General features: G+C 68.3%; 15 protein-coding genes. 8 read left to right on the top strand and 7 right to left on the bottom strand.

Translation table 11 applies throughout. The features are described 5' to 3' along the window. Positions 1-34: 34 nt before the first annotated feature. Entirely contained in the window at positions 35-1,522 is a 1,488-nt protein-coding gene (locus tag EV192_RS08895) for a class I adenylate-forming enzyme family protein (RefSeq protein WP_132113313.1), read from the bottom strand. Between the two features lie 178 nt (positions 1,523-1,700). Between EV192_RS08895 and EV192_RS08890 the strand changes: the two genes are divergently transcribed. From EV192_RS08890 to EV192_RS08855, 8 genes are all read left to right on the top strand, one after another. Then, positions 1,701-2,480, top strand: coding sequence for a PEP/pyruvate-binding domain-containing protein (locus tag EV192_RS08890; RefSeq protein WP_165960295.1), 780 nt, complete (start codon positions 1,701-1,703; stop codon positions 2,478-2,480). Then, positions 2,477-2,800 carry a PEP-utilizing enzyme gene (locus EV192_RS08885; protein WP_243726734.1) on the top strand — a complete coding sequence of 108 codons (324 nt, stop codon included), beginning with the start codon at positions 2,477-2,479 and terminating at the stop codon, positions 2,798-2,800. The genes EV192_RS08890 and EV192_RS08885 overlap by 4 nt, the downstream gene beginning before the upstream one ends. Then, positions 2,793-3,881 (top strand): hypothetical protein, encoded by a 1,089-nt coding sequence (locus tag EV192_RS08880; protein WP_132113307.1) that lies wholly within the window; start codon positions 2,793-2,795, stop codon positions 3,879-3,881. The genes EV192_RS08885 and EV192_RS08880 overlap by 8 nt, the downstream gene beginning before the upstream one ends. 27 nt (positions 3,882-3,908) lie before the next feature. Beyond that, positions 3,909-4,634: a cyclase family protein gene (locus EV192_RS08875; RefSeq protein ID WP_132113305.1), complete on the top strand. Its 726-nt coding sequence runs from the start codon at positions 3,909-3,911 to the stop codon at positions 4,632-4,634. A 179-nt stretch (positions 4,635-4,813) separates the two neighbouring features. After that, positions 4,814-5,086, top strand: a complete 273-nt coding sequence (locus tag EV192_RS08870; RefSeq protein ID WP_132113303.1) for an acyl carrier protein — start codon at positions 4,814-4,816, stop codon at positions 5,084-5,086. Between the two features lie 9 nt (positions 5,087-5,095). Then, the gene (locus tag EV192_RS08865; protein WP_132113301.1) at positions 5,096-5,971 is read left to right on the top strand and encodes a diiron oxygenase; all 876 of its coding nucleotides are present in this window, start codon (positions 5,096-5,098) and stop codon (positions 5,969-5,971) included. After that, positions 5,968-7,569 carry an AMP-binding protein gene (locus EV192_RS08860; protein ID WP_243726733.1) on the top strand — a complete coding sequence of 534 codons (1,602 nt, stop codon included), beginning with the start codon at positions 5,968-5,970 and terminating at the stop codon, positions 7,567-7,569. The genes EV192_RS08865 and EV192_RS08860 overlap by 4 nt, the downstream gene beginning before the upstream one ends. Before the next feature lie 11 nt (positions 7,570-7,580). Then, entirely contained in the window at positions 7,581-9,143 is a 1,563-nt protein-coding gene (locus tag EV192_RS08855) for a carboxylesterase/lipase family protein (RefSeq protein WP_165960294.1), read from the top strand. A 4-nt stretch (positions 9,144-9,147) separates the two neighbouring features. Here EV192_RS08855 and EV192_RS08850 read toward each other — a convergent pair whose 3' ends face one another. The 6 genes from EV192_RS08850 to EV192_RS08825 all read right to left on the bottom strand — a co-directional run bounded on the left by EV192_RS08850 (position 9,148) and on the right by EV192_RS08825 (position 21,713). Then, positions 9,148-10,440, bottom strand: a complete 1,293-nt coding sequence (locus tag EV192_RS08850) for an amidase family protein (RefSeq protein WP_243726819.1) — start codon at positions 10,438-10,440, stop codon at positions 9,148-9,150. Positions 10,441-10,607: 167 nt separating this feature from the next. Further along, on the bottom strand, positions 10,608-12,983 hold the full coding sequence (locus EV192_RS08845) for a peptidase domain-containing ABC transporter (RefSeq protein ID WP_132113295.1): 2,376 nt from the start codon (positions 12,981-12,983) through the stop codon (positions 10,608-10,610). Continuing rightward, positions 12,980-14,323, bottom strand: a complete 1,344-nt coding sequence (locus EV192_RS08840) for a cytochrome P450 (RefSeq protein WP_165960292.1) — start codon at positions 14,321-14,323, stop codon at positions 12,980-12,982. Before EV192_RS08840 ends, EV192_RS08845 begins: the two co-directional genes overlap by 4 nt. Positions 14,324-14,346: 23 nt before the next feature. Then, complete coding sequence (locus EV192_RS08835; RefSeq protein ID WP_132113291.1) at positions 14,347-15,120, bottom strand: nucleotidyltransferase family protein; 774 nt, start codon at positions 15,118-15,120, stop codon at positions 14,347-14,349. Positions 15,121-15,147: 27 nt separating this feature from the next. Continuing rightward, positions 15,148-16,131 (bottom strand): alcohol dehydrogenase catalytic domain-containing protein, encoded by a 984-nt coding sequence (locus EV192_RS08830; protein WP_165960291.1) that lies wholly within the window; start codon positions 16,129-16,131, stop codon positions 15,148-15,150. Between the two features lie 92 nt (positions 16,132-16,223). Then, complete coding sequence (locus EV192_RS08825) at positions 16,224-21,713, bottom strand: type I polyketide synthase (protein ID WP_132113287.1); 5,490 nt, start codon at positions 21,711-21,713, stop codon at positions 16,224-16,226. Positions 21,714-21,719 lie beyond the last annotated feature (6 nt).

The following is a 21,719-nucleotide window of genomic DNA, read 5'->3' as shown; positions in this document are numbered from 1 at the left end:
CCACTTCTTCGCTCGGCGTCAGCGACTCCACGGATCAAGCCAGCCTGGGCAGCCGGCCGCGATCGATCTTGCCCATCCCGTTGCGCGGCAGCCAGTCCATGACGTGAACTCGATGAGGCACCTCGTAGGCCATCAACTGGCAGCCGCAGTACGCCGACAGTTCCTCGACCGAGCAAGGCTTGGACAGCACTACCGCCGCCCATACTTCCTGGCCGCCGACCGCGTCCACGCCGTAGACCGCGACCTCGGCCACGGCGGTGTGCCCCCCGATCAGCCGCTCCACCCGCGCCGGGTTGACCTTGCGGCCGCCGACGTTGATGAACGTGTCCTTGCGACTGACCAGCGTCACGGTGCCATCGGCGGCTATGGTTGCCAGATCACCGGTTCGATACCAGCCTTGGTCGTCCAACGCGTCGGTGTCGCCGCCCCAATAGCCGGTGAACATGGTGCTTGTGCGGACAAGGAGTTCGGAGGCGGCGTCGTCGTGGTCGGCCAGTCGCAACTCGACGCCGGGTGCGGCGACGCCGACATGCCCTGCCGGCCAAGGTTTCGTTCTGGGGAACTGGCTGGCGATGATGCCCATCTCCGTGCTGCCGTACAGGGGGTACACAGGGCAGCCGAGCCGTTGCCGCGCGGACTCGGCCACTGCGGGGTCAAGGGGTCCCCCTGAGGACAACGCCATCCTCAGGTCGCTGGTGGCCGGTCGGGCCAACCTGGTCGTGAGTTCGTACACCAGGGGAGTACCGAGGACGATGGTGGCGCCGGACTCGACAGCCGCCCGTAGTCCATGCGGGCTGAACCGGGTGAAGGTGGTCAACGCGGCACCGGAGACCAACGCGCACATCAGACCGCCTACGAGCCCGAACGAGTGCGCCATGGGTACGGCGGCCACCACCGTGTCCTGTTCGGTCACGTGGTAGCGCCCAGTGTAGATTTCGCCGCCACGCAGCAGGTTCGCGATCGTTTGCCGGGCCAGTCGGGGTTCGCCGGTCGAGCCTGACGTGGACTGCCAGACGGCGGCGTTCCGGTTTTCCAGCCGCGCGATGGCGGCGAGCGTGTCCCGTTCGGTGCTGGGCCGGGTCAGTTCGCCGGCCGGCAGGACGCGGTAACGGCTTGGCACATCGGCAGTTCCGACGACCGTGTCAGCCCCGAGTTCGTGTAACGCGGACCTGTCGTCCCGTAACAGGGAACTCTCCGCCTCGAACACCGCGAGGTCGACGCCGGCCGCCGCAAGTCCGACCAGGGCGGCCAGCGACACGATGCTGTTGTCGAGCTGGACCAGAGCCGGCCGACCGGCCGGGAACTCGTTCGCGGCTCTGATTGCGCTCGCCGCGGCCAGGTCACCGAATTCCCGCCAGGTCGCCTGCTCCCATGTCGAGCCGTCATACACCCGGAACGCCGGCTCGTCCCCTCGGGACATCGCGTGCTTCCGGAGCATGGCGACGAGGGAAGTGGACTGGACGTCGTCGTACGGCTCGCCCTCGCGTGCATAGTGCCGAAGCCCCCGCCCCCCATGGCTCATGGCCGCGAGTCTATAGGTCGCGAACGCGTTGTGGGAGATATCGGCCCGCTGAGGATCATTCTCGGCCGCGGCGGCGGAGGTGGGTTACGATGCCGATGAGTCACACCGCCAGATCGTGATGCCGTGCGTCCTTGGGGGGCTCTTGTCAGGTTCGGCCGCGTCGAAGGACGGCCTTCTTGTGCCCTTGGCGACCGCCGACTCCCGCGACGTCGGCGGTAAGGCCGCGAACCTGGCCAGGCTGTTGCGGCTGGGCTTCCCGGTGCCGCCAGGCTGGGTTGTGACGCTCCGAGCGGACCAGCTGCGCCGGTCCGGTGAACTGTCCGAGAAGGCCGTTGAAGCACTTGTCCGTGAAGGGATGCGGACCAACTGCCGGACCTTCGCGGTACGCAGTTCGGCGGTCGCCGAGGACTCGGCACTGGCCAGCTTCGCGGGCCAGTTCGGCACGGACCTGAACGTGCCCTACGACGAAGTTCCGGCCGCGGTGTGGCGCGTGGCCGCGTCCGCGGACCGTTCTTCCGCGCACGCCTACGCCCGTCGTCTAGGCGTCCCGATACCCCGCGCGATGGCAGTGCTGGTGCAGGAGCAGCTTGAGCCGTTCCTGTCCGGGGTTTGCTTCACCTGTCACCCGGTCACCGGCGCGTCCGAGCTGGTGCTGGAGTACACCCACGGCACCGGCGACACGCTGGTGTCCGGTGGCATGCCAGCTGGTTCGTACGTTCTGCCTCGACGGCCGGACGGGTTCGACGACGAGCGCCTCACCGATGTGGACGAGCGGACGGGAGCGTGGCTACGAGCGGCGGCGCGTCTGGCGATGAGCGTCGAGACCCAGTTGGGCGGTCCGCAGGACGTGGAATGGGCGGTCGACGACCGCGGCCTGTGGGTGGTGCAGGCACGACCCGTGACGACGGTGGGGAAGTCATCGAGGACGCGGGTATCGAAACGAGGTGGGACATCATGAGGCCGGTGGCCAAGGGGATCGCCGCCAGCGGGGGCCAGGCGCGTGGCCGGGCGTGCGTGATGCGGGACAAGCTCCGTCCAGTCGAGCCCGGTGAGGTGCTTGTGACGGTGCTGACCGACCCGGTGTCGTTCGCGGATCTCGTGGAGCACGCGGTGGCGCTGGTGACCGATCTCGGTGGACTCACGTCCCATCCCGCGATCCTGGCCCGGGAACTCGGTATCCCGGCTGTGGTCAGCACTCGGGATGGCACCAGCACGATCCAGGACGGGGCGCTCATCATGGTCGATGGCGACACGGGCGAGGTGTTCGCGGTTGACTGAGCCGACGATCGGCCTGTCGGTCGACGCTTTCTTGGAGTCCGTTCGCACGGCGTTCGACAACGCGGGGCAGATCGTCCCGTGGCCTCTGCATGTCGCGCGGATCGCCCCGTACTACTCCGATGTCGAGGCTGTCGATCTCGTGCGCAGGCTGCACACGCTGCGGGCCAAGGGCTTGGGGCCGGCCGAGATCGTCGCGTTGTACCCCAGTGCCAGTTCGGCGAAATCGCTTATGCTCGACCTGGTGCCCGGTATGAAGGACGCCGGTCTGCCAGTGGCCGAGAGACTCGACTTCGTCGACACCGTGTTCGCTGGCCTCGCCGAACGGGAAAGCGGCGACGTGTTCTGCCGCGACGGCACCCACCGCCTCCTCACCGATGGCGAAGCGTCAGAATTCGCTCGAACGGCCCGGTGGTGGGACGCGACCACGGTCGACGGTCGCGAACTGGCCCAGGCGGCGTTCGCCCTGTCCGGCGCGGCGCAGTCGTTGGTCTGGTCCCTCCACTTCTACGGGTGGACGGACATCTCATTCGTCATCCACGGGCCCTATCAGGTGACAGGACCCGACGGCTGGTCGCGAGTGCTGGTGGTGCGTGACTTCTTCGACATCTCGCCGGGCGTGCTGTGGCCGCAACTGCCCGTGCCGCCCTGCCGGACCATCCGGCTCAGCACACTGCACGACGACACTGACGAGTTCAGCATCGACATTTTCAACCATCTGTTGCACCGCAATGCCTTGCTCGCGTCCACAACGGCGACGAGCCTTGACGTCGACGGAGCTACCGTGGCCGACGTTTCGGCGGCCAGGGCGATGAGCGACGCGATCGTCTCCATCGTGCGGCAACAGAAGAAGGTGGTTGACGGGCTGAGCGTGCGCGAGCTGGCGACCAAGTTCGTGGAGAGCCGGTACTACGCGTTCCGCGACTGGCGGGCCGCGACCGGCGACAGTTGGCGTCCGCCCGAGGAGGTGTACCGGCGGCTGCGGGACGTGCCCCTGCCGCCGGACCCGTCGTCGGAGCCGTCTTGGGACGAGCTTCGCGACATCTTCGACCCACGGTTGGACTGGCCGGCGACCACCGGGTAGCCATGCCCGGGGAGGGAGGAGGCGCGAATGGCGGCCGCAGAGACACGAGAGCACGGGCGGCGAGTGGTCGACCTGAGTCATGTTGTCCGGTCGGGCATGATCACCTATCCCGGGCTGCCCGGACCGGAGATCGTCGACCATCTGTCCCGCGCGGACTCGCGAGCGCGCTACGGGCCAGGAACCGAGTTCCAGATCGGCCGGATCACGATGGTCGCCAACACGGGTACGTACCTTGACACCCCGTTCCACCGGTACGCCGACGGCCACGACCTCGCCACTTTCCCGTTGTCCCAGGTGGTCGACGTCGACGGCGTGGTGGTCGACGCGTCGGATGTGGACCGGGTCGCGATCGACGAGAGCACCTTTGGCGGTACGGACGTCGCGGGGCGGGCGGTGCTGATCCGCACCGGCTGGTCACGGTTCTGGGGCACGACCCGTTACACCGACGGCGACCATCCGTTCCTCACCCGGGACGCGGTGACCTGGCTGGTTCAGCGACGACCAGCCGTGGTGGGCATCGACTCGGTCAACATCGACGACATGTCGGACCACAGTCGCCCCGCGCACACCGGGTTGCTGGCCGCGGGCATTCCGATCGTGGAACACATGTGCGGCCTTGAGCACCTGCCGCCGGACGGGTTCCGGCTGCACGCCGCGCCGGTCGCGATCGCCGGTATGGGCACTTTTCCCGTTCGGGTCTACGCGATGGTGGACCAGGGCGGGTCCCGCGGATCACGATCGCGACAGCCGTGATCCGCCAAGCAGGATCTCGATTACCTCAGGGTGTCGGTGGTAGCTTGGTGAACACTGCGGTCAGGAGAGAGGGGGCGGCTGCCGGAACGTCATGGGGGTTGAGCTGGTCCGAACATCATCCGATGCCCCCGAGCGCACGGCGGCGAGTCTCGGTCACGCGGGCAAGTCGGGAGATGTGAATGGCATCGTGGTCACCTAGGTTCGAGAACGTGTTGCGGTCGAGCAGCAAGATGCTTGGCGAGGATGTGCCGCTCGACCCGGACACTCGCCTGTTCAAGCTGGGCATCGACTCCATCCAGATCGTCGAGTTGATCGTGGCCCTTGAGGACGAGTTCCGGTTGGACATCCCCCAGGAACTGCTCAGCCCGGCCGCGTTCGCCACGCCAGGGGCGATCTGGGAGCTGCTGTGTACCGTGGATCCCACGCTCGTGGACGTCAAGGTCCGGGAATAGGAGCCAAGATTGACCGCACGGAGCCGCCTCAACGAGATCGCGAGCCGGTTGAGCCAGCTGTCCAGGGAGCAGCACTACAACGTCTACCAGCTGTTCGAGTGGCCGGAGTCGTTGGCGGAAGACCGGTACTGGATCGCGCCCGAACTGATGACGTGCTACGGCACCGACGCCTGGGACGAACTGTCCGAGCCCCAGCGGCTGCGGCTCGCGCACTGGGAGTCGGTGAACTTCTTCAGCATGAACGTGCACCTGATCCGTGAGCTCATCGGCGAAGTGGCCAACCGCATCTACACCACCCGCTACCCGGGGCTCTCGGAGTTCTTCCACGACTTCATCCATGAAGAGAACGAACACATGTGGTTCTTCGCCACCTTCTGCCAGCGGTACGGTGGCAAGATCTACGAGCCGAAGAAGCTGATCTTCGGCGACGGACCGGAGCAGGACGTGTTGCGGGATGTCATCGTGTTCGGCCGCATCCTCATCGCCGAGGAGCTGTGCGACGTGTTCAACGCCCGCATGGCCAAGGACGAGCGGCTGCCGGCGCTGGTTCAACAGATCAACGACGTGCATCATCGCGACGAGTCGCGGCACATCGCGTTCGGCAGGCAGATGATGCGCGCACTGAGCGAAGAGGCGGCGGACACCGTCGGCCGCGACGAGGTCCGCAAGGCCGGTGACTATCTCGGGCGCTACATCACCATGTGCCTGCGTGCCCTGTACAACTCGCGTGCCTACGCGGATGCCGGGCTCCCGGATCCGCACGGGTTGCGTTCACGCCTCACCGCTGACCCGGCGCGCAAGGCGATCCATCGCGAACTCATGGCGCACACGATGGAGTTCCTGGAACGGATCGGTCTTTGCGAGTCAGCGTCTGTCGACTGGTGAGCGTGCCGCCGGCCGGATCGCCGTCCCGGACGTTGCCCGACTGGTTCCTGAGGGGTCTTGCGGCGGCGCCGTACCGTCCAGCTCTGCGCATCGGCGGTGAGTCCTGGACGTACCAGGAGATCCATCAGACGGCCCTCATCTGGGCAGGGACGTTGCTCGCCGCCAAGGGGTCCCCCGGTGCCGTTGGAGTACTGGCGGGGCGCACTTTCGAGGCACGGGTCGGCATCCTCGCCGCCCTGTACGCCGGGGCGGCGGTCGTGCCGCTCAGCCCGGACTTCCCGGTCCGGCGGACGGCGGCCATGGCCGAAGCGGCGGCGCTCGACGCCGTGATCGCCGACCGGTGGGGGCTTCAGATCGCGGCCGAGTCGGCGGCTCTGTTCGCTGGGATGCCGATACTGGTACCCGATCCAGAGACCGCGATCGCCGCCCGAGGGGTACGTCCGGACCCTGCTCAGGCGTTGACCTCGCCAGTGCCGTGCCGAGCCGAGGACATCGCCTACGTGCTTTTCACCTCCGGGTCCACGGGCCGCCCCAAGGGCGTGCCGGTGACGCACGCGAACGTCGATCACTTCTTGGCCGTCAACCACGAGCGCTATGCCCTGACCACGGAGGATGTGCTGTCGCAGACCTTCGACACCACGTTCGACCTGGCGATGTTCGACCTGTTCATGGCCTGGGGTGCCGGCGCTGCCAGCGTGAGCACTCCGCCACAGGTTCTCGCCGACCTGCCGCGGTTCGTGCGGGACCAAGGGCTTACCGTGTGGTTCTCGGTGCCCAGCGCGATCCCCATCGTGCGCCGTCGAGGTGGGCTGACGGAACGCAGCATGCCGTCGCTGCGCTGGAGCCTGTTCTGCGGTGAACCCTTGACCGGGCGTGCCGCGACGGACTGGCAGCTGGCCGCGGACAAGTCCACTGTGGAGAACCTGTACGGACCAACGGAACTCACCATCGCGTGCAGCGCGTACCGATGGCAGCCGGACCACTCCCGCGAGGTGTGCGTGAACGACATCGTCCCCATCGGGAAGCTGTACCCCGGCTTGGCGGGCATCCTGCTCGGTGAGGACGGCGCCGTCACCACCGAGCAGGGTGAGCTTTGCGTTGCCGGGGACCAGGTTTTCGCTGGCTACCTGGATCCGGCCGACGACACTGGCCGGTTCGTCGACCATGCCGGCCGTCGCTGGTACCGGACCGGTGACCTGGTCCGCCGGATGGCCGGCGCCGGCCTCGCCTATCTCGGCCGGGTGGACCACCAGGTGAAGATCCGGGGCAACCGGGTCGAGCCGGCCGAGATCGAGGTCGTCGCGCGCGGTGAACTCGGCGTCGACGACGCCGTGGCGGTGGAATTCGCCCATGACGGCCGGGGCGAACTGGCTCTGTTCTACGTCGGCGACCCGCTGCCGACACAGGCGGTGACCGACCGGCTGGCCGACGTGCTTCCGTGGGAGATGGTGCCGCGATGGACTTGGGCGCTGCCCGAGTTCCCGTTGAACGCCAACCGGAAGGTGGATCGCCGGGCACTCGCCGAACTCGCGGCGAACTGGTCGCACCAGCCCACACCCGTGCCGAAGACCACCCAGGACATGCCGAGGGGGAAGTAGTGGATCACCAGATGACGGGCGGCCCGGTCGTGGACACCGCCGCCGGCAAGGTGCGTGGTGTCACTGTGGACGACGTCCACATGTTCAAGGGCATCCCGTATGGCGGCCCCACCGGGGGTGCGAACCGGTTCCAGCCGCCCACTGCACCGGCCGCGTGGACCGGTGTCCGCGAAGCCATCGAGTTCGGACCCGCGTGTCCGCAGGCACCACGGGCGCTGCGGCCGCAGGAGGGCGACACGCTGGTCGACTTGTTCGACGCGCCGGCCTCGCACAAGCAGAGCGAGGACATGCTCACGGTGAACGTGTGGACCACCGGCCTGGACGCGGCCGGCAAGCGTCCGGTGATCGTGAACCTGCATCCGGGTGCGTTCCTGTTCGGCTGGGCCGCCTGGTCCATTTTCGACGGAGCCGCCCTCGCTCGCCGTGGCGATGTCGTGGTGGTGTCGCCGACGTACCGGCTGGGTGTGCTCGGCTTCCTGCACCTGGCCGAACTCGGCGGTGAACAGTACGCGAGCGCGGGAAACGTGGGCCTGCTGGACGTCGTCGGCGCGCTGCGGTGGGTCAAGGACAACATCGCGGGCTTCGGTGGCGATCCTGACAATGTCACGCTGATGGGCGAGTCGGCCGGGGGAGGCGCGGTCAACGCGCTGCTGGCCATGCCGGCCGCACGGGGCCTGTACCACAAGGCGTTCTCGGTGAGCGCCGGTGGCTCGCTGGGGATCCTGCCGGAGGACGCCACGCGAACAGCCGAGGCGGTGCTGCACGAGGTCGGCTGCACGCCCCCCGACCTGAGCCGCTTGCACGAGGTGAGTGCCGGACGGCTGATCATGGCGCACATCAAGGCGGGCGCGAAGACGGGCGGCCAGTTCCACTTCGGCGGCACCTTCCGACTCGGGCCGGTCCTCGACGGCGTGGTGTTGCCGGAGAACGTGTTCTCGGCCATCGAACGCGGGCACACCCCGGACGTGCCGATGGTCGTCGGCAGCACCAAGGACGAGATGACATTGCTGGGCGTGGACATCGTGGCCGGGCTGTCCGACGACGTCATCGACGACATCCTGTTCGGGATGCTCGGTGACGTCGCCGAGGACGTGCTTCGCCTCTACCAGGCCGAACACCCCGACGTGAGCCCGGCCGACCGGCTGCTGACCCTCTGGGCGGAGACGACCAGGATCCCGGTCCTGCGGCTCGCCGAGAACAAGGTCAGGTACTCGACGACACCCGTGTTCTGTTACTTCTTCCGCTGGGAAAGTCCTGCGGCAGGAGGGAAGTACAAGTCGACGCACATCGTCGACGCGCCGTTCTGGTTCGACAATGTCGACTCCGCGCCGATCACCCACGGCGGGCCTGAGCGGTACGAACTCGCGGCGAAGATGAGCACGGCACTGGTGTCGTTCGCGCGAACCGGTGACCCGCGGCACGACGGGCTGCCGGACTGGCCGCGGTACGACCTCGACAGCAGGCCGACGATGATCCTGGACGCCGAGTGCCGGTTGGAGCTCGATCCTCTCGGCAAGCAGCGGGAGATCATGTCCACCATCCCGCTACGCAAGCTCAGTAAGCGCGGCATGTAGCCGCTCACGCCGTCAGGGGTGGCAGCAGGTCGGCGAGGCGCCCCGCCAGGGCCAGCGTTGTGCGGTCCGCCAGATAGGGACCAACCACGGCGATCCCCAAGGGAAGCCCACGGGTGTCCAAGCCGACTGGCACCGCCGTGCTCGGCAGGTAGCTGACGCTGGCTAGCCCAGACCACACGATCTGGTCCCAGTAGGGTCGTGGGACACCGTTCACCACGATCGTCCGGTCCTCGAACGGCCTGCTGTCGTGCTCACTGACCGGGTTGGGTGTGACGGGCAGCAGGATCGCGTCGTACTTGGCGAAGAACTCCTGCCAGCGCAACCGGAACTGGGCGCGTTGTTCGTTGGCGACGAGCCAGTGTCGATGCCGCTGGGCTACGTATTCGGCTCCCAGTTCCGCGCTCACCGGGCGTCGCCCCACGGCGATGTCCTCGATCAGGGCATCGCTGTAGCCGCCGGACGCCACCGCGGTCAGCAGCCGGCGGAACACCTCGTCGTTGCGGGCGAGGTCAATGTCCAGACCGAGCTCCGCGGCACTGCCGACGTCGACGCTGATGCCGTCGGCGACCAGCGCCGCTGCCGCCGTCGCGAGTGCGTTCCGCACCTCGGCGTCGACTGGGCAGTACGGGGCGTCGAACCAGGCAGCGACCCTGCGTAAGGGACGTGATTTCGGCAGCGTGAGATGCCATGCGGGACGGTCGAACGGATGCGGCCCGGCGACCACGTCCAGGACGATCTCGACGTCCCGCGCGGTCCGCGCGATAGGTCCGACCACGGACATGTCGGGCGTGGCGTGCTTGTGCGGGAACGGCGGCACGTGCCCGTGCATGGACACGATGCCGAAGCTGGGCTTGTGCCCGAGCACTCCGCAGTTCGCGGCCGGGATGCGGATGGACCCGGCGACGTCGGAGCCGAGTTCCACGGGCGTGAAACCGGCCGCCACCGCGCCCGCCGAGCCGCCGGAGGAGCCGCCGGTCGTGTAGTCGGGATGCCAAGGGTTGCGCGCGAGACCGAACAGGGCACCGCCGGTCTGGACATCCGCGGCGTATTCCGGCATGTTGGTCTTGCCGAAGATGATCGCGCCCGCGTGGCGCAGGGCAGCCACCACTGGAGCGTCCTCATCGGGTACATGTGTCGCGAGGTCGGGAGTACCGCCCGTAGTGCGCAGTCCGGCCGTGGACAAACTGTCCTTCACGGTCATCGCGACGCCATGCAGCGGTCCGACAGGCTCGCCGCGTGCGACCGCTTCGTCCGCCGCCCATGCGGCGGAAGCAGCACGCTCATCGAGCGTTACCACAAGGCCCAGCGCGCTGTTGTGCCGCTCGACGCGATCGCGCAGCAGGGCAAGGAACTCACGGGCTGACAGACGTTTTGCCGCGATCTCGGCCGCGACGCGAGATACCGGCCACCAGATCGGGTTGTCTGGCTCGCGACCGGCACTTCGCACATACCGGCTCGGCCTCGTCACCTGGCATCCTCGGTCTTGTCGCGTGGGTGGCCGACCAGCGAGGAGTAGGGACCCGGCTGGTCCCGCAAGGCGCTGTGCGTGCCCTGTTGGACGATCCGGCCGTTCGACAACACGAGGATCTGGTCGGCGGCCTCCAACTTCGTCAGCCGATGCGCGATCACCACCAGGGTGCAGCCGAGGCCGAGCAGGCCCGTGAAGATCCGCTCCTCCATCTGCGGATCGAGCGCGCTGGTGGCTTCGTCCAGCACCAGCAGCTTCGGCTTGCGCACCAGCGCCCTGGTCAGCGCCACGCGCTGGCGTTGCCCGCCGGACAGGCCGGTCCCGCCAGGCCCGAGCAGGGTGTCGTAGCCCATCGGCATGTTGATGATCGTGTAGTGAATGCCCGCGAGTTTGCTCGCGACCTTGACCTCCTCGTCGGTCAGGCCATCGGTGCCCCAGGCGATGTTGTCCCTGATCGACCCGGCGAACAGCCTGGTGTCCTGGTTGACGAACGAGATGGACGCACGCAGGCTGGACCGGTCCACCTCGTCAGTGGCCACGCCGTCCACGAGCACCTGACCCGAGCTCGGCAGGTACAGCCCGGCGACGAGCATCGCCAGGGTCGACTTGCCGCACCCCGACGGGCCGAGCACGGCGACGAACTCTCCCGGCCGCACCCTGAGGTTGACGTCGCTGAGCACGGGGGAGGAGCCACCGGGATAGCTGAACCCGACGTCGCGAAGGTCCATTCCGCCGCGGACTTCTCGCACCTCGACCAGGTTCGCGCGATCGTTCTCCGGCCGCGTGTTGAGGATGTCACCCATTCTCGACAACGTCGCGCCGAGCTCGGACAGCTGCAGTCCAGACTGGACCAGGTTGGCCAGCGGCACGAACAACCCCATTGCCAGCGCGGAAAAGCCGAGAACCTCGGCCAGTGAAAGAGCTCCGTTCGCGATCCGTAGCCAACCGACAAGCAACACCACGAGTGGCGCTCCGAACTGGACACTGAGGCTGCCGCCGGTCCACAGGGACAGGTTGCGCTTGCTCCGCACCCGGCTGTTGATCTCCTCGACCAGGCTGTGGCTCCACCGCTCGGCCGCCGCGGCGTCGAGACCGGTGGCCTTGAGGGTGCCCAGGCCGTCGAGAAGCTCGACCAGTTCGCTCTGCGCCCGGGACTGGGCCTCCAACGCGTCGGCGGCGAGCGAGCCCTGCCGACGCCAGGCCAGCACCATGACCGCGACCTGGAGCACGGCCAGCGAGATCACCACCAGCGCCAGCACGGTGTCGGCGATCAGCAGCAGCGCCATGTACACCAGGATGAGGATGCCGTCGAACATGCTGGACATCGTGGCGCTGGTCAGCACCTGCCTCAGTTGGGTACTGGTCCGTACCCGCATGGCGAGGTCACCCGGGCTGTGGCCGAGAAAGAACTCGTACGGCAGGGCAAGCAGATGATGGAGCACACCCAACGTGACCCGCTTGTCGGTCACTGTCTGGAGCATGAGGATCGCCAGACTCCGCGTCGTCTGCAGCAGGAAGAACGCCGCGAGGAGCCCGAGTATGGCAAGCAGGAAGAAGGACGACGACACGGTGGAACGACCTTGCAGTACGCTGTCCGCGAAATACGCGGTGGCGAGCGGAACCACCAGGTTGGCCGCCAGCAACACCAACGAGGTGGCGGTGAGCGGAAGCCACGCGCGGGTGGTCGGGAAGAACAGGCGGAGCAAACGCCACGGGTTGTCCGCCTTCTCCCGCCGGACCGGACGGCCCGCGCCAGGCAGCGGCGGCTGGAACTCCAGTGCCACGCCGGTGAACGACTCGGCTACCTGGCTGATCGCGATCCGGCGCCGGCCGTGAGCGGGGTCCACGACATCCACGAACTCCCGTGTCGCACGTTCCAGGACCACGAAGTGACCGAAGTTCCAGAAGAGGATGCTGCCGGCGGGCAACCCACGCAGCCCACCGACGGTCGTACGCACACCTCGCCCGGTCAAGCCGTAGCGGCGAGCGGTGTCCAGCAGTACGCGCGCGGACACCCCGTCGCGACCGGCGTTGGTCTCCTTGCGCAGCGTGGGAAGGTCCACGTCGGTTCCGTGATACGCCAGCAGCATCGCCAGGCAGGTCGGTCCGCAGTCGCTGGCCTGCATCTGGACGCGCACCGGCACTCGGCGCCGTTGGAGGCGCGAGCGGCGGAGGTTCGCGACAAACTGGCCACGGAGGCGTACGTGTCCGAACGGAATCGTCGAAGGCGACTCGACCGCCGGCCCAAGCGCTCGGCTGATGCTGTGGCTGTCCAAGGCTTGCTGGCGAAATCGCTGGTCGCGACGGGCCTGTTCCGGCTCGTCGGGGCGCGGTGGTTCGCGGCCGTCGTTCTCGACGGGTTGGCCGGTCACGGCTTCTCCCGGCGGGGGCGGAGCACCAGGGGGACCCCGTTGGCGGGGACGAGGTCGAGCAGGGCCTTCGGCTTGACCGTCGCGCCCGGTGCGAGACTGAGGCGAAATCGCTGCACGACCATCGCCACCACAGTGGACAGTTCGACCAAGGCCATGTCCTGGCCGATACAGAGATGCGGGCCGCCACCGAAGGGGAAGTACGCGTACCGGTGCCGGGCCTTGCTGGCGTCTTCGGTGAACCGGCCCGGCTCGAACTTGTTCGCCTCGGGCCAGAATTCGGGATGCCGGTGCGTGACGTACTGCGAGAACACGAGGGGAGTGCCGGCGGGGATGGGGTGGCCGCCGAGTTCGTCGTCGTCCAGGGCCTCGCGGACCCCGCCCCACGCGGGCGGGTAGAGCCGCATGACCTCGTAGAACACTTGGTGCAGGAACGGCAGCGCGCTCAGGTCGTCCGGACCGGGCGGCCGCCCGCCCAACCTGGCCAGTTCCGCGTGGACCTGGTCTTGGATGTCCTGGTGGGTGGAGAGCAGATAGAGGGTGAAGGCGATGCTGCTGGCGACGGTGTGCTGGCCCGCGTGCAGCATGGTGAGCAGTTCGTCGCGCACGACCCGCGGCCCGAGGTCCGCTGCGATGAGAGTGTCCAGCAGGTCACCGCGATCGTGTCCCTCGGCGATGCGCCGCTCGACCGCGGTGGTCACGACGGCGTCCAGTGCGCGAATGTCGGCGGCGAACCTCGCCCGCCGCCTTGCGGTGACCACGGCGGGCAACGGGTACATCCGGAAACTTTCCGCGCTGACGAACGTGAGCGCGTTGGTGAGCTGTCGCAGCGCTGGATCTTCGCCGGCACCGAGGTCCATCCCGAATAGTCCACTGAGGACGATGCGGAACGTCAGTCGCTCAAGGTCGTGACAGACGTCGAACGCGGTGTCCGCCCGGGACGCCCACAGGTCCAGCAGCCGGCTGGTCTCCGTCCTCGTCGCCTTGACGCTGTCGTCCTGATGGTCCGCGCGGAAGTGGGGCGCCATCAGCCTCCGCCGGACCGACCAGGTCTCCCGCTCGCTGGTCAGCAGGCCGTCGCCGAGGAACAACGCGAACGGCTGACTCAGCGAGCCACGTCCGTAGTTGCGGTGGTTGCGTTGATGGATGTGCGCGACCATGTCGGGATGGGCGATGAACACCCACGGCGCGCCGGTCGGTTCGTGGAACCGGATGATGTCACCGTACTTGGCGTGACTCCCCAGGTACGTCGTGAGCGGGTCCCGTCGGAGGGACAGCAGGAGTCGCCACATCTCCAGGCCACGGGGTCCTGGGATGGTCGAACGGTCGGCCACTGTGCTCATCCGAAAACTGTCCCTCGGTTCGGTCATGGTCGGTCGGCGCTCAGTTTGGTCGCCGGCATGCGGTCACTGGAGACTGACTCGCGCAAGAACGCCGACGGCTTGGCGGCGAAGGACCGCCGTGCGTCTGCGAGCCGTTGGGGTGTGCCGATGTCGTACCAGTCCTCCGAGAAGCGGTAGGCGCTGACCGTTCGGCCCGCCAACAGCAACTGTTGCATGAGTTCGTTCATGCCGAACTCCTGATCGGCCGGGATGTGGTCGCGGACCTCGGGTGAGGCCACGTAGATGCCGGCCGACACGTTGAGTTCCATCCGCGGCTTCTCCACCACGTCGACCACGTGTCCGTTGACTACGTGCACCAGGCCGTAGTCGATGTCGAGGTCCTGTACGTGGGCGGCGACCGTGAGCACCGCGGAACCAGCGGTGTGGTGCGCGTAGAGGTCCGCGAAGTTCATCCGGGTGAGAATGTCCGCGTTCATCACCACGGCCGGTTCGGTCCAGTCAACCACCGAGGCGAGTGGTCCTGCGGTGCCTCTCGGGTCCATGTCGACGCAGTAGTCGGCCGTGACGCCGAAGCGGCTCCCGTCGCCGCACTGGTCCATGATCATCTCCGCGAGGTGGGAGACGCAGAGAGTCACCCTGGTCACCCCGAACGACCGCAGCTGCCGGATGATGATCTCCAGTATCGTCCAGCGGTCCATGCTGATCAGCGGCTTGGGGCTGGTCAGCGTGTACGGGTGCAGCCGCGTACCGCGACCGCCGGCGAGCAGGATGGCGTGCGCCGGTGACAGGCTCGTCATCGGTGGTGTCCCAGCAGGTCGCGGCGCTCAGCCGTGGACGAGAACAACCTTGGTCGCCTCCTGCCGGTCGAAGAGGTCGTAGCCGTTGACCACGTCCGTGAGCGGAAGTCGATGGGACACCACGGCGGTCGGGTCGAGCCGACCACTGGCGATCAGCCGGAACAAGGTGTCACGCACCCGAATGGGGTTGCCCACGACGAACTTCACGGTCAACTCACGGGCGAACGCGGCTCCGGTGGGGAACGGGAACGCGACGCCATGGTGGGCACCGACTGACACCACGGTGGCCTGGGGCCCAGCCACGGACAGGGCCAGCCCAAGAGCGGCGTCGGTCCCCACGGCCTCCACCACGACAGGTGCGCCCGCGCCACGGGTGAGTTGGGCGACCAGGCCGGGCAGCTCATCCGGGTGGGACGACAGGAACCCGAGTTGGGCGGCCGCTTGACGCCGTTCCGCGGCCAACTCGGCGATCACGATCGCGCCGGCGCCAGTCACGCGCAGGCAAAGCCCCGCCGTCAGGCCCACAGCCCCACCACCCACGACCACAACGGTGTCGCCGGGCGCCATGCCGGCGGCCAGAGTCGCCTGATAGCCGGTGGCGAGCACATCCCCGGTGAACAGTGCTTGCTCGTCGGTCAGGTCGTCCGGTATCTCCGCGAGCACGACATCGGCGTGTGGGACGAGCACGTACTCGGCCTGTGCCCCGCCCAACGATCGACCGACCACCGTGGAGTAGCCGAACAGCGTGACGTCGGCGCACTGGTAGTGCCAGCCCCGGATGCACATCGGGCACCGGCCGCACGCGACGATGTCGGAGCCGACCACCCGTTGGCCGGGCTTGACCGACGCCGCGACACCGGCTTCGACCACCACCCCGGTGAACTCGTGGCCGAGCACCGTACCTGCCGCGAAGTCAGGCAACTCACCCCGGTAGGGGTGCAGGTCGGTACCGCAGATCGCGGATCTGGTGACACGTACTACCGCGTCCCCGGGCTCCGCGACGGTTGGCATCGCGAGGTCCGTACACAGTTCGACGTGGTGTGCTCCACGGTAGACCGCCCCCAACATGTCCTTCCCCCGTTCGTGGAGTGCCGAGTGGCGACTCACCTGTCGTCGGAACGCAGCAGACGCTCGGCTTCTTCCTCGGTGAGCGATTCGAGCCGCTTGAGCATGTCCTGCTCGGCCAGCTCCGCCAAGTACGCCACGGTGAGACGGGCGAACGCGTCCGCCGCAGTGATGCCGACACCCAGCGTCCTGTTCACCTCCAGCACCATCTGGTTGGCGAACACCGAGTCACCGCCGAGCTCAAAGAACCCGTCGTGCACCCCGATCCGGTCGAAGCCGAGCGACCGCTGCCAGATGCCCACGATCCGGCGCTCCAACTCGTTTCGGGGCGCGATGTACGACTGTTTCAGCGTGGGCCGGGATGAGGGCTGGGAACCGAGCCCGAAGCCGTACAGCACGGCATCGTCCGCGGACGTGAGCTCACTGAACCGCGCGACGCCGACCACGCCGGGAAACAGACGGACCAAGTGCCGTAGATCGGTGGCGAGTACGACGGTTCTTGGCCGACCCGCTCGCACGATCGCCGACAGCGCCTCGATGCCCTGGTCCGGGTCAAGCGTCGAGTACGCGCCCAGAAGCGGCCCGTCGGAGACGCCCTGGGCGAGTCCGGGTCCTGCCCACGCACCCCAGTTGACCACGATGGCCCGCCTGCCCGACGTCCGCTGGGTGACACCATAGGCGTCGAGAAAGGCGTTGGCGGCGCAGTAGTTGGCCTGGCCCGGTGAACCGAGCACCGAGGCCGCGCTGGAGAAGTGGACGATCCAGTCAAGGTCGTCCTTGGCGGTGGCCACGTCGAGGCACAGCGCCCCGCCGACTTTCGGACGGACCACCGACTCGATCGCCGCGGCCGGCATGTCCAACAGCGGTCCGTCGGCAAGAATCCCAGCGGCGTGCGCGACTCCTTTGATGGGGGCGAACCGCCGTAGTTCGGCGGCGGCGCTCTCGGCGGTGCCCGGATCGGCGATGTCGCCGAGAAAGAGGTGTATTTTCGGGCCATCTCGTTCGAGCTCGGCGAGAGTCTCGCGCGCCTGCTCCCCGGGTGGCGTGCGACCGACTAGTCCAATGTGGGCGGCGCCAAGAGCGGCGAGCCAATGCGCGACACGTAGCCCGATCGCGCCGTAGCCGCCGGTGATGAGGTAGCTCGCGCCGGGCTGTACGGGTTCGATGCCTGGATCGGCGTCGCCGCCGTCAAGAGCCGGAGCCGTGACGAACCTGGCCACATAGCGTCGGCCATCGCGCAAGGCGATCTCGGTCTCGGTCGACGGCGCGCGCAGTTCGGCCAACAGCCCGGTCATCGAGTTCTCAGTCGGCGACGCGTCCAGATCCACGCAGTACGCCCGCAGGGTGGCGTTCTCGAACGGCAGGGCGCGCACCAGACCCCACAGAGCGGCTGGACCAGGCCGGACAGGTTGCGTCGCGCCGCCGACATCCTGGCAACCAGCCGTGACGACCCACAGCCCGCGCACCTCTACGTCGGCGAACGACGCCGCCTTGATCAGCGCGGCGAGTTCGGTGATCTCCTCGGTGGTCTCGCGAACGTCCGGGACCGCCGCGACACCGGCGACGTAGACGACATCGACGGCGCCGGAGTGATGTACGTCGGCGAACGTCCTGGCCAAGTCGGTGTTGTGGCGGTCGAGAGTTCGCACCGTGGCGCCTGCCGCACGCAGTCGAGCGGCGAGATCGTCGGAGACGTCTCCCGCCCCGGCGAGTACCCAGGCCGAACCGTCCAGCTCACGCGCTTGCGTCTGGTCGTTCTCTTGTTGGCGCCAAACGATGTCGTAGCAGTGCAGCTCGTGACTGTGAGCGTCGGCGACGGGGGGCGTGGCTGCCGCGACCGCAATGCCGTCGACCGTCAGAACGGCTTGCTGGCCCACGAAGATCGCGGCGCCAGTGTCGTCAAGCCTGGCGACGGCGGACACTTCACCGGACGTGGGCCAGTTCGCGTCCACCACGAGGCGTCGTACCCCGAGTAGGACCGGTCGGGTGTCGGGCGCGACCCGCGATGCCGCGGCGAGCAGTTGAAGCGCGCCGTCCAGTGATCTGGGGTCGACCACACAGGACTGTTCGGGGTCGGGAGCGGCTGCCAACGTCGCCACGGCCATGCCCGCACCCGACCAGATGTCGTTCAGCAGTTGGTATCCGGTGCCGTAGTCGAGGCCGACCGCGCGGAGTGTCTCGTAGAACAGGGATGGTGAGAGGGGATGGAAACAGGTGGCTCGAGCGGTGGCCGGGTCGGGCACGGTCGTCGGCACAACCTCAGCGGGCGCGACGGTCGCCGTCGCGTTGACAGTCCAGTCACCATCGTCCTGTTTGGACATAATAGTGACGGTAAAGCCGTTGTCCCTGTTAGGTTCGGCGATGGTCTGCACTGTCCCAGACCCGTCAGACAGCGGGAGGAACGCGCTGAACCGCGCGTCCCGGATCTCGATCGGTCCCTTGATGCCCAACTGCCGCCCCGCCGCCAGGGCCATCTCCAGATAGCCTGCGCCGGGCAACACAGCCTGGCCGGCAACCACGTGCCCGGCCACTATGGACGGTGGCTCGCCGGTCAGTTCCAGCTCCCACCGGTCGCTTCGGCGTCCCGAGGGTGCGGGCAGGTCGAGCCGCCGGCCCAGCAGGGGATGCCCACCCCGGCCACCGCTGGTCCGGGTGGCGGGGCGGGGCAGCCAGTAGCGCTTGCGGCGCCACGGGTAGGTCGGCACGGGGACGTAGTCTGATGGGCCGACCACCTGGTCCCACTGTGGATCCACGCCCAGTTCGTAGAGTCGCGCCAACCCGGCGCGGAACGATCGTGACGGTTCGACACCACGGTCCATGGTCGCCACAAAGGCCAGATCCGGCCGCCCTGCCGCGGCCGCGAGTTGGGCGAGCGGAGTGCGCAGGACGGGATGGGTGCCGAGTTCCACGACCGTGACCGGCCCTGCCCGCAGCATGTCGCCGGCGGCGTCGGCGAAACGCACTGGGCGGCGCAGGTTGTCACCCCAGTAGGCCGCGTCGAGGAGGCCCGTGAACGCGCCCCCTGTGGCCGAAGACCAGAACGGGATGACCGGCGTTGCCGGCTCCAGGTCGGCGAGCGCCGCGGTGAGATCAGCCGCCGCGCCGGACATCCACGGGCTGTGCGACGGATAGTCCACCGGCACCCATCGTGCCAGGATTCCGTCCGTCTCGGCCCGTGCGCGAACCTGTTCGAGCGTGGTGGAGTCACCCGCCAGCACCACCGATGCGGGGCCGTTGACCGTCGCGACAGCGATCCGGCCGGCGGCCGCGGTGACGATGTCCTCCGCGTTCCTGGGACCGATCGCCATCGCCAGCATGCGGCCCGTTCCGGTCACGGTCTTGATGACCCGTCCCCTGACCAGGCTTACCCGCAAGGCCTGGTCCAGCGACAAGGCCCCGGCCGCGGCCGCGGCCGACACCTCGCCCAGGCTGTGGCCGATCACCCCGTCCGGGCGCAGCCCGAGGCTTCGCCAGGCGGCGGCGAGCGCGAGTTGAGTGGCTACGGTCGCCGGTTGGGCCTGTGTGGTGTCCGCTCGCAGCACCTCATCGGCGTCCGGCTGGGCCAGCACGTCCAGCAGGTTCCACCCGGCCTCGTCCTCGATGATCTCACTACAGCGACGAAGAGTCGCCGCGACGAGGGGCATGGTGTCCGCGAGAGCGAGCAGTGCCTCGGGCGAGTGTTCCGACTGGCCGGGGAACGCGAACACCAGGCGGCGGTCTGGCTGGGACGTGGCGGGCCGGTTCGTCTCGATCTCGCGTAACTGGGCGACGAGTTCGTCGACGTTGCTGCCGACAACGGCGTGGCGCCACTGATGATGGGTGCGACGCAGCGACAGGGCCGAGGCCACCGCGGGAAGATCACGGACGTCCGTCCCGGCCAGCCGGTCCGCCAGGCCATGCGCGGCTGCCACCAGCGACTCAGGGTGTCGGGCCGAAACCGGCAACACGTACGGTCCATGGTGGGACTGTCCGGTGGCGACGCGACGCGCACCGGTCGGGGCTCCGCTGAGCACCACGTGCGCGTTGGTCCCGCCGAAGCCGAAGCTGCTGACCGCGGCCAGCCGGTCGCCCGCCGGCCAGTCATGGGCGTCGGCGACGACTTCAAGGCCGAGTCCCGCGAAGTCGATGTGCGGGTTGCCCGACCGGAAGTGCAGTGTGCCGGGGATGGACCCGTGGTGCAGGCTGAGCGCGAGCTTGACGAGCCCGGCGAGCCCCGCTGCCGACTCCAGATGGCCCAGGGTGGACTTCACCGAACCGATCAGGCACGGCTGGTGCGCCGGTCGGCCCGCACCGACGACGGTGCCGAGCGCGCGTGCCTCGATGGGATCACCGAGCAGAGTTCCCGTGCCGTGACATTCGACGTACTGCACGGCGGAGGGTTCTATCCGCGCGTCGGCGTAGGCACGGCGCAGGACATCCTCCTGGGCCGCCGGGTTCGGTGCCGTGAGACCGTTGGTGCGACCGTCCTGAGTGACGTCGCTGCCCAGCACGACGGCGTATACGCGGTCGCCGTCGGCCAGTGCGCGATCAAGAGGCTTGAGCACCGCGACGACGCAACCCTCGCTCCGGACGTACCCGTTGGCCGCAGCGTCGAAGGGCTTGCAGCGGCCGTCCGGCGCGAGCATGCCCGCCCTGGCCAACGCCAGCGAGGCGTCCGGCTCGACCAGCAGGTTGACACCCGCGACAATCGCCAGCTCACACATGCCCGCTCGGAGGTCCCGCATCGCGAGGTGAACGGCGACCAGGGATGACGAACAGGCCGTGTCCACCGCGAGGCTTGGGCCGCGCAGGTCGAACATGTACGACAGCCGATTGGCGGCGACCGACAGCGCGTTCCCCGTGGGCGTCAGGCCGTGCACGTGTTGCGGCGACCCCAGTTGCCGCCGCACGTAGTCGTTGTTGGAGATGCCCACGTAGACACCTGTGCGGGTGCCGGCCAGATCTGCGGGTACCTGGCCACCGTCCTCCAGCGCCTCCCATGCGCCCTGCAGCAGCAGTCGCTGTTGCGGGTCCATCCGGACGGCTTCCGCGTACGGCACCCGGAAGAATTCCGCGTCGAACGACTCGATGTCGGCCAGCAGGCCGGCGAAGCGCACACCCCGCTCGGCATCGGTCAGCGACTCCGGGTCCAGCTGCCAGCGTCGCGACGGCACCTCGCCGACAGGATCGTGACCTTCCCGCAGCAGGGTCCAGAGTTCGGCCACCGAGTCCGCGCCCGGCACCCGGGCGGACATTCCGATGATCGCCATCGCGTCCCCGCCGGGCGGCGGCGGAGCAGGCCGCCGCTTGCTGGACACCTCGCCGCCAAGGGCGTCCGCGAGGGTACGGATGGTGGGGTACTGGAACAACACCGCCGGATGCACCTCGGTGCCGGTCAACGCCGACAGGTCGGCGGCGAGTTCCGCGGCCAGCACCGAACTGATGCCAAGACCGGCGAGTGGCAGGTCGATGTCGACATCGGCCGACCCCAGGTCCGCTCGTTCACGGACCCGGTCGGCAAGCCACGAACGGAGTGCGTCAGGCCGCATGCTCAC

Source organism: Actinocrispum wychmicini (assembly GCF_004345645.1).
Classification (GTDB): Bacteria; Actinomycetota; Actinomycetes; order Mycobacteriales; family Pseudonocardiaceae; genus Kibdelosporangium; species Kibdelosporangium wychmicini.
Note: the sequence above shows the minus strand (reverse complement) of the source record. Positions and strands in the feature narration are given on the sequence as shown.